The following is a 14,682-nucleotide window of genomic DNA, read 5'->3' as shown; positions in this document are numbered from 1 at the left end:
GGCGTTAGCCAGCCATCTGTTTTTCGCGGATTTCTGCCAGCGTTTTACAGTCGATGCACAGATCGGCTGTTGGACGCGCTTCCAGGCGACGAATACCGATTTCAACACCGCAGGATTCGCAGTAGCCAAAATCTTCGTCCTCGACCTTCTTCAGCGTTTTTTCGATCTTTTTGATCAGTTTGCGCTCGCGGTCACGGTTACGCAGTTCGAGGCTGAACTCTTCTTCCTGAGCGGCACGGTCAACCGGGTCCGGGAAGTTAGCAGCTTCATCCTGCATATGTGTAACGGTGCGATCGACTTCATCCCTGAGTTGATTACGCCATGCTTCAAGAATACGCTTGAAGTGCGACAGCTGGGCTTCGTTCATATACTCTTCGCCCGGCTTCTCTTGATACGGCTCCACCCCAGCGATGGCGAGAATACTCAGGGACGATGTTTTACGGTTTTGCCCTTCTTGCATGTTGCTTCTCCTTAACACGCACTATCGATCCCCGTGTTGGGGGAAAAATCAGGTCGCTATAAATAGCAGATGCTTTTCCGTATGGCAATTATCTAAACGTAACACTTGACAACCCTGTGAGGAAAAGCGTATTTGCGCACGCGGCCAGAACACTTATTAGTCAATCGTCTAATCCCTTATAAGACAATGGGAAGAGAGGATCTCAGAGTCATATTATCGGCAGAAAGTTCCGCTTTATAAGCGAAAATCTCTACCCCCTGCTTTTGTGCCTCATTCAACAATTGCGCGTATTTAGGATCAATATGACGGGCCGGGGAAAACCGTTCAATGGCTGAATGCAGAACCGCAAACAGCAACACGGCGCGCTTGCCCGCCGCCGCTACACTCATTAGCTCTCGCAGATGCTTCTGGCCACGTAGCGTTACCGCATCCGGAAAGAAGCCGTTTTCCTGTTCCGCTAACGTCACTGATTTCACTTCAATATAGCACTCAGGGCGGTCTTCCGCCTGTAACATAAAATCAATTCTGCTGCCTTCATCGCCATATTTCACTTCGCTTTTTTGCGTGCCGTAACCCACCAGTTCAGGAAGGATTCCATTTGTCAGGGCTTCCTTAACCAGCTGATTTGCGCGCAGGGTATTCACGCAAATAAATGCCCCGCTTTGCGTCTCGGTCATTTCCCAGGTGTGGGGATATTTGCGTTTAGTATTTTCTGATGTGGAATACCAGACCGTGTCACCCGGCGTGGCGCAACCGGTCATGGCGCCGGTGTTAGGGCAGTGCAGCGTGAGCGTTTCGCCCTCAGGGGTGATCACGTCAGCGAGAAAGCGTTTGTAACGCTGGATCAGCGTGGCGGGCTGGAGTGCAGGGCTAAACTTCATCAGGATTCCTTAACGTGTCGCCCAGCGTCCAGCGCTGGAGCGGAGTATAGCGGGTGCGTCCTTGTAAAAAGGCAGATTCGTAAAGCGCAAATTCATTCACCTGAAAGGACCAGTGAAAGCCCGGTGGCGGGATGGCAACGGCCTGACCCGCATCGCGCAGCAGGGTAATGTGGGGATGAAACGGCTGCGGGCTCTGATAACAGCCGCTGCGCGCGGCCTGCGCCCGCAGCATGTTGGCGAGCTGTAGCAGTCCGCGAGGGGGCTGCCGCGTCCCCAGCCAGACCACCCGAGAGCGCAGCCATTGCCCGGCATCGTCAAGATGCAGCGTAAACCCCGGCTGCGAAATGCGTCCGGCCATTGCGCTTAACGCGCGCTGCTTTTCAGCGCTTACTTCACCAAGAAAGGCTAACGTCAGGTGCATATTGGCGGCGGCGACGGGGCGGCCCGCTTCCGCGGGGAAGTGGCTGGCGCGCCAGCGAACAATCTGCCGTTGAAGCGTGGTGGGTAATTCAATGGCGAAGAATAGCCGTTTTGACTCAGACATGCGCAAGACTCGGTAATGATATGCGCCGATGCTACAATGTACGCCGATTAATGTTAACCCTCTGGAGCCGTAAGTGTCCTCTTTGCCCGTCGCCGTCGTCCTTCCTGAGCTACTCGCAGCCTTAGAACATGCGCCACAGGTTTTGCTCAGCGCGCCCACTGGGGCGGGTAAATCCACCTGGCTGCCCCTGCAAATTCTGCGCGAGGGGAGCATCAGCGGGAAAATTATCCTGCTGGAGCCACGCAGGCTGGCGGCGCGCAATGTGGCGCAGCGCCTGGCGGAACTGCTGGATGAAAAACCGGGCGAGACGGTAGGGTACCGGATGCGCGCCGAAACCTGCGTTGGACCGTCCACGCGGCTGGAGGTGGTCACCGAGGGTATTCTTACCCGTATGCTGCAAAACGATCCGGAGCTGACTGGCGTCGGGCTGGTGATCCTTGATGAATTTCACGAGCGCAGCCTCCAGGCCGATCTGGCCCTTGCGCTGCTGCTCGACGTTCAGCAGGGGCTGCGCGACGACCTTCGGCTGCTGATTATGTCGGCGACGCTGGATAACGAGCGGCTCCGGCAGACGCTCCCTGATGCGCCGATGATCGCCTCTGAAGGGCGTGCGTTCCCGGTTGAGCGCCGCTATCAGCCGCTGCCTGCCCATCAGCGTTTTGACGAAGCGGTTGCCATCGCCACCGCCGAATTGCTCCGTCAGGAGCCCGGCTCGCTGCTGCTGTTTTTACCCGGCGCAGGCGAAATCCAGCGCGTACAGGAGCAGCTGGCATCCCGGGTGAACAGTGACGTTATGCTGTGCCCGCTCTACGGCGCGCTGCCGTTGGCTGACCAGCGCAAGGCGATCCTTCCCGCACCGGCGGGGCAGCGCAAAGTGGTGCTGGCGACCAATATCGCGGAAACCAGTTTGACCATCGAAGGCATTCGTCTGGTGGTGGACAGTACGCAGGAGAGGGTAGCCAGTTTTGATCCGCGTACCGGGCTGACCAGGCTACTGACGCAGCGCATCAGCCAGGCCTCGATGGTGCAGCGCGCAGGGCGAGCAGGGCGTCTTGAGCCGGGTATTTGCCTGCATTTAACCAGCGCCGAGCAGGCGGAGCGTGCGGCATTGCAGAGCACGCCTGAGATTTTACAAAGCGATCTCTCCGGGCTGGTGATGGATCTGATGCAGTGGGGCTGTCCGGACCCTGACCAGCTCACCTGGCTTAATCCTCCGCCTGTCGTCAACCTTTCCGCCGCGCGCAGTCTGCTGACCCAGCTTGGCGCGCTGGAAGGCGAGCGACTGACGGCGCGCGGTCAGAAAATGGCGGCGCTGGGCAACGATCCGCGTCTGGCGGCAATGCTGGTGGCAGCACAGGGTGATGATGAAATTGCCACGGCGGCAAAACTGGCGGCTATTCTTGAGGAGCCGCCGCGCGGTGGCAGCAGCGATCTGGGACAGGCCTTTTCACGCCATCAGGGAAACTGGCAACAGCGCGCGCAGCAGCTGTGTCACCGCCTGAAGAGCCGGGGAGGATCGCCTGACAGCGATAAAGTTACCCCTCTGCTGGCCCAGGCCTTCCCGGACAGGATTGCGCGCCGTCGCGGGCTGGATGGTCGCTATCAGCTGGCAAATGGGATGGGCGCGATGCTGGACAGCGATGACGCCCTGACGCGCCATGAATGGCTGATTGCGCCGCTCTTACTCCAGGGTAGTCACTCCCCGGACGCGCGCATTTTACAGGCGGTTGCCGTGGATATTGACGCTCTGACGCGTGCCTGCCCTCAGCTGCTTCAGCAATCTGACATCGTGGAATGGGATGATGCCCAGGGCACGCTGAAGGCGTTCCGTCGTAGCCAGATTGGTAAACTGACGCTCGGGACGAAACCGCTGGCGAAGCCGTCGGAGGACGAGTTACACCAGGCGATGCTGAACGGCATTCGGGAAAAAGGGCTGAGCGTACTGAACTGGACGCCGGAGGCCGAACAATATCGCATTCGCCTGCACTGCGCCGCGAAATGGCTGCCGGAACAGGGGTGGCCAGCGGTGGATGATGAGACGCTGCTCGCGACGCTTGAACAGTGGCTGTTGCCGCAGATGAGCGGCGTACACTCGCTGCGCGCCCTGAAGGGGCTTGATGTTAAGGCTGCGTTACAGAATTTACTGGACTGGTCGTTACGTCAACGTCTGGATAGTGAACTGCCTGGGCATTACACTGTGCCAACCGGAAGCCGGATTGCCATTCGTTATCATGAGGATAATCCACCGACGCTGGCGGTTCGGATGCAGGAGATGTTTGGTGAGGCCACCACGCCGTCCATCGCTGAAGGGCGTGTGCCGTTAGTGCTTGAGCTGCTTTCGCCTGCGCATCGTCCCTTGCAGATCACCCGCGATCTGGGGGCGTTCTGGGCGGGGAGCTATCGTGAAGTGCAGAAAGAGATGAAGGGGCGATATCCCAAACACGTCTGGCCGGACGATCCGGCGAATACCGCGCCGACACGGCGCACAAAGAAATATTCGTAATGGGGAAAGTGCGGCCTGATGCCCTCACCCCGGCACTCTCCCTGTGGGAGAGGGAGAAACAAACTTTGAGAGATTTCTTCTTTCACTGACCTGTGCAAGATAAGAAAATCTGGCCTTTGCGCCTGAATGTTGCGGAGAAAAAGCATGGCGGGGAATGACCGCGAGCCAATAGGACGTAAGGGAAAGCCGACGCGTCCGGCGAAAGAAAAGGTAAGCCGTCGTCGCCTCAGAGATGAGGAGTATGACGATGACTATGAAGACGATTATGAGGATGAAGAACCGATGCCGCGTAAAGGGAAAGGCAAAGGGCGTAAGCCTCGTGGGAAGCGCGGCTGGTTCTGGCTGCTGCTGAAGCTGTTCATTGTTTTTGTTGTCCTGATCGCGATTTACGGCGTTTATCTGGATCAGAAGATCCGCAGCCGTATCGACGGGAAAGTCTGGCAATTGCCTGCGGCAGTGTACGGCCGCATGGTGAACCTTGAGCCGGACATGTCTATCAGCAAGAACGAGATGGTGAAGCTGCTGCAAGCCACGCAGTATCGTCAGGTCACGAAAATGACCCGTCCGGGTGAATTTACCGTCCAGGCGAAAAGCATTGAGATGATCCGCCGTCCATTCGACTTCCCGGACAGCAAAGAAGGGCAGGTGCGCGCGCGTCTGACCTTTGACGGCGATCGTCTGGAAACCATTGAGAACATGGATAACGATCGCCAGTTCGGTTTCTTCCGTCTCGATCCGCGTCTCATCACCATGCTGTCGTCCGCAAACGGCGAACAGCGCCTGTTCGTGGCGCGTAACGGCTTCCCGGATCTGCTGGTAGATACCCTGCTGGCAACCGAAGACCGCCACTTCTACGAGCACGACGGTATTAGCCTTTACTCCATTGGTCGTGCGGTACTGGCGAACCTGACCGCCGGGCGTACGGTGCAGGGGGCGAGTACCCTGACCCAGCAGCTGGTGAAAAACCTGTTCCTCTCCAGCGAGCGCTCTTACTGGCGTAAAGCCAACGAAGCGTACATGGCCGTGCTGATGGATGCGCGCTACAGCAAGGATCGTATCCTTGAACTGTACATGAACGAGGTGTACCTCGGTCAGAGTGGCGATAACGAGATCCGCGGCTTCCCGCTGGCGAGCCTGTACTACTTTGGCCGTCCGGTAGAAGAGCTGAGCCTTGACCAGCAGGCGCTGCTGGTGGGCATGGTGAAAGGCGCGTCGATCTACAACCCGTGGCGTAACCCGAAACTGGCGCTGGAGCGTCGTAACCTGGTGCTGCGTCTGCTGCAACAACAGCAGGTGATTGACCAGGAGCTATACGACATGCTGAGCGCGCGTCCGCTGGGCGTTCAGCCGCGCGGTGGGGTAATCTCTCCGCAGCCTGCCTTTATGCAGATGGTACGTCAGGAGCTGCAAAGCAAGCTCGGTGATAAGGTCAAAGATCTCTCCGGCGTGAAGATCTTTACCACCTTCGACTCCGTGGCGCAGGATGCGGCAGAAAAAGCGGCGGTTGAAGGCATTCCGGCGCTGAAAAAGCAGCGTAAGCTGAGCGATCTTGAAACCGCGATGGTGGTGGTTGACCGTAACACCGGCGAAGTTCGTGCCATGGTGGGCGGTGCTGAGCCGCAGTTTGCGGGCTATAACCGTGCCATGCAGGCGCGTCGTTCGATTGGTTCACTGGCAAAACCGGCGACCTATCTGACCGCGCTGAGCCAGCCGAATCTTTATCGCCTGAATACCTGGATTGCCGATGCGCCAATTTCCCTGCGCCAGCCTAACGGCCAGGTATGGTCACCGCAGAACGATGACAGACAGTTCAGCGGCCAGGTGATGCTGGTGGATGCGTTAACCCGCTCGATGAACGTGCCAACGGTTAACCTCGGGATGGCGCTGGGCCTGCCAGCCATCACCGACACCTGGCAGAAGCTGGGCGTACCGAAAGATCAGCTGCACCCTGTTCCGGCCATGATCCTGGGGGCGCTTAACCTGACGCCAATCGAAGTGGCGCAGGCGTTCCAGACCATCGCCAGCGGCGGTAACCGTGCTCCGCTCTCCGCCCTGCGTTCGGTGATTGCTGAAGATGGTTCCGTGCTGTATCAGAGCTTCCCACAGGCTGAGCGCGCTGTTCCGGCGCAGGCGGCCTATATGACGCTGTGGACCATGCAGCAGGTTGTTCAGCGTGGTACCGGCCGTCAGCTGGGGGCGAAATATCCTGGCCTGCATCTGGCAGGTAAAACCGGGACCACTAACAACAACGTGGATACCTGGTTCGCCGGTATTGATGGCCGTGAAGTGGTGATCACCTGGGTGGGTCGCGATAATAACCAGCCGACCAAACTGTATGGCGCGAGCGGTGCGATGTCGATTTACCAGCGCTACCTCGCGAATCAGTCTCCGGTGCCGCTGAACCTCGTTGCCCCGGAAGATATCGTCGATATGGGCGTGGACAGTTCGGGTAACTTCATTTGCGGCGGTGGCGTGCGTACGCTGCCGGTCTGGACGACTAACCCGGATGCGCTGTGCCAGCAAAGCCAGCCAGAAGAACCGACAGGTAACCCGTTCGATCAGTCTTCTGAACCTCAGCAGCCGCAGCAGCAACAGCCGCAGCAGCAGGAAGAGAAGAAAGACAGCGATGGCGTCGCCGGCTGGATCAAGGATATGTTCGGCGGGAACTAACCCTACTGATACCCCCTTCTCAGGAAGGGGGTATTTTTTTCACCTCAGTAACTCATTTCCTTAACCCTGTTTTCAATCCTTATTAACGACCCGTTTTCCGTTGATTATTTCTTAAACCCTCAATTCTTGTAGGGCCGCATATCGCTTGCTATGCCGTCAGCGTTTCGCATATTATTCTGCGGTCATAATAATAATTCTCGTTTACGTTATCATTCACTTTTCCATCAGAGATCCATCATGGCGCTTTCCAATACTGCTCAGCCAATTAACACGTCGCTGCGTAAACTCGCAGTCGTCGTAGCCACAGCGGTTGCCGGCATGTCTGCTTACGCACAGGCCGCTGAAACCCCCAAGAAAGAAGAAACCATCACCGTGACTGCCGCACCGGCAGCGCAGGAAAGTGCCTGGGGTCCTGCACCGACGATTGCAGCAAAGCGCACTGCAACGGCGACGAAAACCGATACACCGATCGAGAAAACCCCGCAGTCTATTTCCGTGGTGACACGTGAAGAGATGGACATGAAACAGCCGGGAACGGTTAAACAGGCACTGGCCTATACCCCAAGCGTTTTCGCAACGCGCGGCGCATCAACAACTTACGATGTGGTTTCGATTCGTGGTTTCACGACCTCCAGCACCGTGAATACCAACCAGTATCTGGATGGTATGAAGTTGCAGGGAGACAACTACTCTGAAGCGTCCATGGACCCGTACTTCCTTGAGCGCGTAGAGCTGCTGCGTGGCCCGACGTCCGTACTGTATGGCAAAAGCCACCCGGGTGGGGTGGTGAGTATGGTCAGCAAGCGTCCAACCACGGAACCGTTGAAAGAAATTCAGTTCAAAATGGGGACGGATAACCTCTGGCAGACTGGGTTTGATTTCAGCGACGCGATTGACGATGACGGCGTGTGGTCCTACCGTCTGACCGGCCTGGGACGCAGTGAGAACGCGCAGCAGGAAATGGTGAAGTCTACTCGTTACGCGATTGCGCCGTCTTTCAGCTGGCGTCCTGATGATAAAACCGATTTCACTTTCCTGAGCAACTTCCAGAGCGATCCGGATGCGGGTTACTACGGCTGGTTGCCGCGTGAAGGTACCGTTGTGCCTTACTATGATGCTAACGGAAAGGCGCACAAACTGCCGACCGACTTCAACGAAGGCGATGAAGACAATAAGATCTCTCGTCGTCAGAAAATGGTGGGTTACAGCTTCGCGCATGAATTCAACGACACCTTCACCGTGCGTCAGAACCTGCGTTATACCAAAATCAACACGCTTTACCGTTCAGTTTACGGTAACGGCTATATCGCCCCTGCCCAGATCAGCCGCGCGTACGTGCGCTCAGATGAAGACCTCAACTCGTTCACGGTTGATACACAGCTCCAGTCGAAATTCGCGACCGGCGCCGTTGACCATACGCTGCTGACGGGTGTGGATTACCTTCGTATGCGCAATGATATTGATGCTGACTACGGTACCGCCGATCCGATCAGCATGAACAATCCGCAGCACGGCAATGCGAACGTCAATGTGAACTTCCCGTATGCCATGCTCAATCGCCAGGAGCAGACCGGGCTCTATGCGCAGGATCAGGCGGAATGGGATAAGTGGGTACTCACCCTGGGTGGGCGCTATGACTTTGCGAAAACGTCTGCCTTTAACCGTAATAACGGGACCACCGCGGAAATTAACGATCAGGCATTTACCTGGCGCGGGGGGATTAACTACCTGTTCGACAACGGGATCACCCCATACTTCAGCTACAGTGAATCCTTTGAGCCGCTCTCTGGTACCACCCAGGGCGGCAAACCGTTCGATCCGGCGCGCGGCAAGCAGTATGAAGCGGGCGTGAAGTATGTTCCGAAAGATCTGCCTGTTGTGGTGACGGCCGCGGTCTACCAGCTGACCAAGAACAACAACCTGACCGCCGATCCGGCGAACCCGACCAGCGGCTTTAGCGTGCAGGGCGGTGAAATTCGCTCCCGTGGCTTTGAGCTGGAAGCGAAAGCGGCGGTGTCGGCTAACGTGAACGTAACGGCGGCCTACAGCTACACCGATGCGGAATATACCCACGATACCTGGTATGAAGGTCGTCGTCCGGCAGAAGTACCGCGCAACATGGCATCCCTGTGGGCGGATTACACCTTCCACGAGACGGCGCTGAGTGGCCTGACCGTCGGTGCGGGCGCGCGTTACATCGGTAACACGGTGACGTACTACTCCTCAGCGTCGCCTAAAGCCTATGAGTCCTTTAACGTCGCGGGTTATGCCCTTGCGGATGCGACCGTGAAATACGATCTGGCGCGCTTCGGTCTGCCGGGATCTTCCGTCGGCGTCAACGTGAACAACATCTTTGACCGTGAATACGTCTCCAGCTGCTACAGCGAGTATGCATGCTACTGGGGAGCAGGACGCCAGGTTGTTGCCACGGCGACCTTCCGCTTCTAACCTCTTTATGGGCACGGTTCGCCGTGCCCTTTTTATTTAAGTTGGCTGACATGCAGGATAATAAAACGCAATCCGACTCCACCTTCACGCTCAACAATCTCTCCTTTCGCGTACCCGGGCGCACTTTGCTGCATCCGCTCTCTTTGACGTTTCCCGCAGGTAAAGTGACCGGTTTAATCGGGCACAATGGTTCCGGTAAATCGACGCTGCTGAAGATGCTGGGTCGTCATCAGCCGCCGTCCGGGGGCGACATTTTGCTGGATGACCAGCCGCTGGCGAGCTGGAGCAGTAAGGCCTTTGCCCGCAAGGTGGCCTATCTGCCGCAGCAGTTGCCGCAGGCGGAGGGGATGACGGTGCGCGAGCTGGTGGCGATTGGACGTTATCCGTGGCACGGTGCGCTCGGGCGTTTTGGCGTCGCTGACAGAGAGAAAGTGGAAGAGGCGATCGCGCTGGTTGGGTTAAAACCGCTGGCGCACCGTCTGGTGGATAGCCTGTCCGGTGGCGAGCGTCAGCGCGCATGGATCGCGATGCTGGTGGCGCAGGACAGCCGCTGCCTGCTGCTCGACGAACCCACGTCGGCGCTGGACATTGCGCATCAGGTTGACGTCCTGGCGCTGGTGCATCGCTTAAGCCAGCAGCGCGGCCTGACGGTGATTGCCGTTCTGCATGATATCAACATGGCGGCACGCTATTGCGACTACCTGGTAGCGCTGCGCGGCGGTGAAATGATCGCTCAGGGTACGCCTGCCGAACTGATGCGCAGCGAAACACTGGAACATATCTACGGTATTCCTATGGGCATCCTGCCTCACCCGGCCGGGGCTGCACCCGTGAGCTTTGTCTACTGATGCTGGATCCAACATTCATTAGCCGCCGTCGCCTGCTGACGGCCATGGCGCTCTCACCGCTGCTGTTAAAGATGGGCCCGGCCCGCGCTGCCGCTATCGATCCGCACCGCATCGTGGCGCTGGAGTGGTTGCCCGTCGAACTGATGATGGCGCTGGGCGTGACGCCTTACGGCGTGGCCGATATTCCCAACTACACCCTGTGGGTGAATGAGCCAAAACTGCCGGACTCCGTCATCGACATCGGCCTGCGTACGGAGCCGAACCTTGAGCTTCTCACCCAGATGAAACCGTCTTATTTATTCTGGTCTGCGGGGTATGGCCCGTCGGAAGAGACCATGGCGAAGATTGCGCCCGGACGGGGCTTTTCCTTTAGCGACGGCAAAAAGCCGCTGACCATGGCAAAAAATTCCATCCACGAGATGGCGCAGTTCCTCAACCGTGAGGCTCAGGCGAAAAAACATCTCGATGAATTTGATGCGCTGATTGATTCCCTCAAGCCGCGCTTTGCCCACCGTGGCGATCGGCCTTTGCTGATGGTGACCCTGCTGGATGCCCGCCATATGCTGGTCTTTGGAAATAACTGTCTGTTCCAGGAAGTGCTCGACAGCTTTGGCATTCGCAATGCCTGGGAAGGCGAGATGACGTTCTGGGGCAGTACCGCCGTGGGGATTGACCGTCTGGCGGCGTTTCGTGATGTGGACGTGCTGTGCTTCGATCACGGGAACGAGCGCGAAATGCAAACTCTGATGGCGACCCCGCTCTGGCAGGCAATGCCGTTCGTCCGCGAGCAGCGCTTCCTGCGCGCGCCAGCGGTATGGTTCTACGGCGCGACGCTGTCGGCAATGCATTTTGCCCGCGTGCTGGACAATGCACTGGGAGGCAAGGCATGAGCACGCGGATGGCCCGTTTCCCGATGTTACTGTTAGCGCTCATTTTTCTGGCTGCCCTGGCGTTAACCGGCTTTAACCTGACCACGGCGTTACCGCGCGATCAGTGGGCAGCCGCGTTTGCCGCACCGGATATCGATAATATTCAGCAAATGCTGTTCCACTACAGCCTGCTGCCGCGTCTGGCTATCTCCCTGCTGGTCGGGGCGGGACTGGGACTGGTGGGCGTACTGTTTCAGCAGGTGCTGCGTAACCCGCTGGCAGAACCGACCACGCTGGGCGTGGCGACGGGGGCTCAGCTGGGGATCACCATCACCACTCTCTGGACCCTGCCGGGAGCGTTAACCTCGCAGTTTGCCGCGCTGGCAGGCGCATGCGTGGTCGGTGCGCTGGTCTTTGGCGTGGCCTGGGGAAAACGTCTCTCGCCGGTCACGCTGATCCTCGCGGGGCTGGTCGTCAGCCTCTACTGTGGGGCGATCAACCAGCTGCTGGTGCTGTTTCACCACGACCAGCTGCAAAGCATGTTTATGTGGAGTACCGGCACGCTCACCCAGACCGACTGGAGTATCGTCCAGCGCCTGTGGCCGCAGTTGTTCGGCGGCGTGGTGCTGACGCTGCTGCTGCTGCGTCCGCTCACGCTGATGGGCCTCGATGACGGCGTGGCGCGCAATCTGGGGCTGGCGCTGTCGCTGGCGCGTCTGGCGGCCCTGACCCTGGCGATTGTGCTGAGCGCGTTACTGGTTAACGCCGTCGGCATCATCGGTTTTATCGGCCTGTTTGCGCCGTTGCTGGCAAAAATGCTCGGCGCACGCCGTCTGCTGGCGCGGCTGATGCTGGCTCCGCTGATTGGCGCGCTGATCCTCTGGCTTTCCGATCAACTCATTCTCTGGCTGGCGCGCGTCTGGATGGAAGTTTCCACGGGCTCGGTGACGGCCCTGATCGGCGCGCCGCTGCTGCTGTGGCTGCTGCCGCGCCTGCGCAGCATTAGCGCTCCGGCAATGGATACCGGCGATAAAGTTCATGCCGAACGTCAGTCGGTGGTGTGGTTCAGCCTTGCCGGGCTGGCGGTGCTGGTTATCGCCTCGTTTGCCGCACTCTCGCTGGGACGCGACGCCACGGGCTGGCACTGGGCGACGGGGGATCTGCTGCATGAACTCATGCAGTGGCGCTGGCCGCGGATCTTCTCCGCGCTGATTGCGGGCGTCATGCTGGCGGTGGCGGGCTGTATTATCCAGCGTCTCACCGGCAACCCGATGGCAAGCCCGGAAGTATTAGGGATCAGCTCCGGGGCCGCGTTTGGCGTAGTGTTGATGTTGTTCCTCGTGCCGGGAAATGCGTTCGGCTGGCTGATGCCTGCCGGAAGTATCGGCGCGGCAGTCACGCTGATGATTATCCTGATCGCCTCCGGGCGAGGGGGGTTCTCACCTCACCGCATGCTGCTGGCCGGGATGGCGCTCAGCACTGCGTTTACTATGCTGCTGATGATGTTGCAGGCGAGCGGCGATCCGCGCATGGCGCAGATCCTGACCTGGATTTCCGGTTCAACGTATAACGCCACCGGCAGTCAGGTAGTGCATACCGGGATTGTGATGATCGTGCTGCTGGCGATTGTGCCGCTGTGCCGTCGCTGGATGACCATTCTGCCGCTGGGTGGGGATACCGCTCGCGCGGTCGGGCTGGCGTTGACGCCAACGCGTATCGCCCTGTTGCTGCTGGCCGCGTGCCTGACGGCGACGGCCACCATGACTATCGGCCCGCTCAGTTTTGTCGGATTAATGGCGCCGCATATCGCCCGTATGATGGGCTTCCGCCGGACTTTGCCGCATATCGTGATCTCTGCGCTGACGGGCGGGGTAATCCTGGTCTTTGCTGACTGGTGCGGAAGGATGGTGCTGTTCCCGTATCAGATCCCGGCGGGCCTGCTGTCGACCTTTATCGGCGCGCCGTACTTTATATATCTGTTGAGAAAGCAGAGTCGGTAGTAAAAGTAAACGGCAATCCTTGGATTGCCGTTTTCGTGTTTGCTCCCTCTCCCAAGGGAAGATGGAGAACATCGTAGGCCGGGTAAGCGTTAGCGCCACCCGGCAATGCCCTTAGAGCTTCGCAAACACCTTACGCGCTGCGTCGATGGTGTTATTGATATCTTCTTCGCTGTGCGCCACGGACATAAAGCCCGCTTCAAACGCTGACGGCGCAAGATACACGCCTTCTTCCAGCATCAGGTGGAAGAAGCGTTTGAAGCGTTCCACGTCGCATTTCACCACGTCCTGATAGCAGGTCACGGTTTTCGCATCGGTGAAGAAAATCCCGAACATCCCGCCGACGTGGTTTACCACCAGCGGAATACCCGCGTCTTCTGCGGCTTCCAGCAGACCGTTTGCCAGCTGCGTCGTCCGGTCCGTCAGGGTTTCGTGGATACCCGGCTGCGCCACTTCGGTCAGACAGGCAAAGCCCGCCGCCATCGCAATCGGGTTACCGGAGAGCGTACCCGCCTGGTAAACCGGACCGGTTGGCGCCAGCGCGTCCATTACGTCCTTACGGCCGCCAAACGCGCCGACGGGCATGCCGCCGCCAATGATTTTGCCGAGGCAGGTCAGATCCGGCTCGACGCCGTAGTATGACTGCGCCCCCGCCAGCGCGACGCGGAAACCGGTCATCACTTCGTCGATGATCAGCAGCGCGCCGAACTCATCGCACAGTGCGCGCAGGCCCGGCAGGAAATCCGGCTGCGGTGGAATACAGTTCATGTTGCCCGCCACCGGTTCAACGATGATGCAGGCGATCTCTTGCGGATACTGCTCGAACGCGGCGCGAACGGTGTTCAGATCGTTATAGGTGCAGGTCAGCGTGTGTTTCGCGAAATCAGCCGGCACCCCCGGAGAGTTTGGCTGGCCAAGGGTCAGCGCGCCGGAACCGGCTTTCACCAGGAGGCAGTCGGCGTGGCCGTGATAACAACCTTCGAACTTGATGATCTTGTCACGACCGGTAAAACCGCGCGCCAGACGAATAGCGCTCATGGTCGCTTCGGTACCGGAGTTCACCATACGCACCATGTCCATCGTTGGCACCAGCTCGGTGACCAGCTCCGCCATTTTGACTTCCATCTCGGTTGGCGCGCCGAAGCTCAGGCCGCGCTGAGCGGCTTCAATCACCGCGTTGCGGATCGCCGGGTGGTTGTGCCCTAGTACCATCGGGCCCCAGGAGCCGACGTAATCGACATAGGCTTTACCATCCACATCATACAGATATGCGCCATCCGCACGTTCGATAAACAGCGGGGTGCCACCCACGCCGGTAAAGGCGCGCACGGGTGAATTCACGCCGCCTGGGATAAGCTCGCGGGCTGCGCTGTAGAGGTTTTCAGACTTGCTCATGGCGTCGTTCCTGGTTCGTAGAAATAAGTTAAGGCAACTATTCTAAGTGATTCGGAAGAGGTTATAA

Annotated in this window: 10 protein-coding genes; 6 read left to right on the top strand and 4 right to left on the bottom strand. The window is 58.5% G+C overall.

What is annotated here, in order from left to right; translation table 11 throughout:
• Positions 1-4 precede the first annotated feature (4 nt).
• The 3 genes from dksA to thpR all read right to left on the bottom strand — a co-directional run bounded on the left by dksA (position 5) and on the right by thpR (position 1,885).
• Positions 5-460: an RNA polymerase-binding protein DksA gene (gene dksA / locus RHN82_RS05540; RefSeq protein WP_001155232.1), complete on the bottom strand. Its 456-nt coding sequence runs from the start codon at positions 458-460 to the stop codon at positions 5-7.
• 176 nt (positions 461-636) lie between these two features.
• Positions 637-1,341 carry a DNA/RNA nuclease SfsA gene (sfsA, locus tag RHN82_RS05535; RefSeq protein WP_032103207.1) on the bottom strand — a complete coding sequence of 235 codons (705 nt, stop codon included), beginning with the start codon at positions 1,339-1,341 and terminating at the stop codon, positions 637-639.
• The gene (thpR, locus tag RHN82_RS05530; RefSeq protein WP_047051288.1) at positions 1,331-1,885 is read right to left on the bottom strand and encodes an RNA 2',3'-cyclic phosphodiesterase; all 555 of its coding nucleotides are present in this window, start codon (positions 1,883-1,885) and stop codon (positions 1,331-1,333) included. Before thpR ends, sfsA begins: the two co-directional genes overlap by 11 nt.
• Positions 1,886-1,958: 73 nt before the next feature.
• Between thpR and hrpB the strand changes: the two genes are divergently transcribed.
• The 6 genes from hrpB to fhuB all read left to right on the top strand — a co-directional run bounded on the left by hrpB (position 1,959) and on the right by fhuB (position 13,223).
• Complete coding sequence (gene hrpB / locus RHN82_RS05525) at positions 1,959-4,388, top strand: ATP-dependent helicase HrpB (protein ID WP_047051287.1); 2,430 nt, start codon at positions 1,959-1,961, stop codon at positions 4,386-4,388.
• Between the two features lie 144 nt (positions 4,389-4,532).
• Positions 4,533-7,058 (top strand): bifunctional glycosyl transferase/transpeptidase, encoded by a 2,526-nt coding sequence (gene mrcB / locus RHN82_RS05520; protein WP_047051286.1) that lies wholly within the window; start codon positions 4,533-4,535, stop codon positions 7,056-7,058.
• A 237-nt stretch (positions 7,059-7,295) separates the two neighbouring features.
• Positions 7,296-9,506, top strand: coding sequence for a ferrichrome porin FhuA (fhuA, locus tag RHN82_RS05515; protein ID WP_003856244.1), 2,211 nt, complete (start codon positions 7,296-7,298; stop codon positions 9,504-9,506).
• A 50-nt stretch (positions 9,507-9,556) separates the two neighbouring features.
• Entirely contained in the window at positions 9,557-10,354 is a 798-nt protein-coding gene (fhuC, locus tag RHN82_RS05510; RefSeq protein ID WP_032652619.1) for a Fe3+-hydroxamate ABC transporter ATP-binding protein FhuC, read from the top strand.
• On the top strand, positions 10,354-11,244 hold the full coding sequence (fhuD, locus tag RHN82_RS05505; protein ID WP_047051285.1) for a Fe(3+)-hydroxamate ABC transporter substrate-binding protein FhuD: 891 nt from the start codon (positions 10,354-10,356) through the stop codon (positions 11,242-11,244). The genes fhuC and fhuD overlap by 1 nt, the downstream gene beginning before the upstream one ends.
• Positions 11,241-13,223, top strand: coding sequence for a Fe(3+)-hydroxamate ABC transporter permease FhuB (gene fhuB, locus RHN82_RS05500; protein ID WP_047051284.1), 1,983 nt, complete (start codon positions 11,241-11,243; stop codon positions 13,221-13,223). Before fhuD ends, fhuB begins: the two co-directional genes overlap by 4 nt.
• Positions 13,224-13,334: 111 nt before the next feature.
• Here the strand turns inward: fhuB and hemL are convergent, their stop codons facing one another.
• On the bottom strand, positions 13,335-14,615 hold the full coding sequence (gene hemL / locus RHN82_RS05495; RefSeq protein ID WP_015572714.1) for a glutamate-1-semialdehyde 2,1-aminomutase: 1,281 nt from the start codon (positions 14,613-14,615) through the stop codon (positions 13,335-13,337).
• Between the last annotated feature and the right edge of the window lie 67 nt (positions 14,616-14,682).

Source organism: Enterobacter cloacae complex sp. EB5 (assembly GCF_031432835.1).
GTDB classification, from domain to species: domain Bacteria; phylum Pseudomonadota; class Gammaproteobacteria; order Enterobacterales; family Enterobacteriaceae; genus Enterobacter; species Enterobacter hormaechei_C.
Note: the sequence above shows the minus strand (reverse complement) of the source record. Positions and strands in the feature narration are given on the sequence as shown.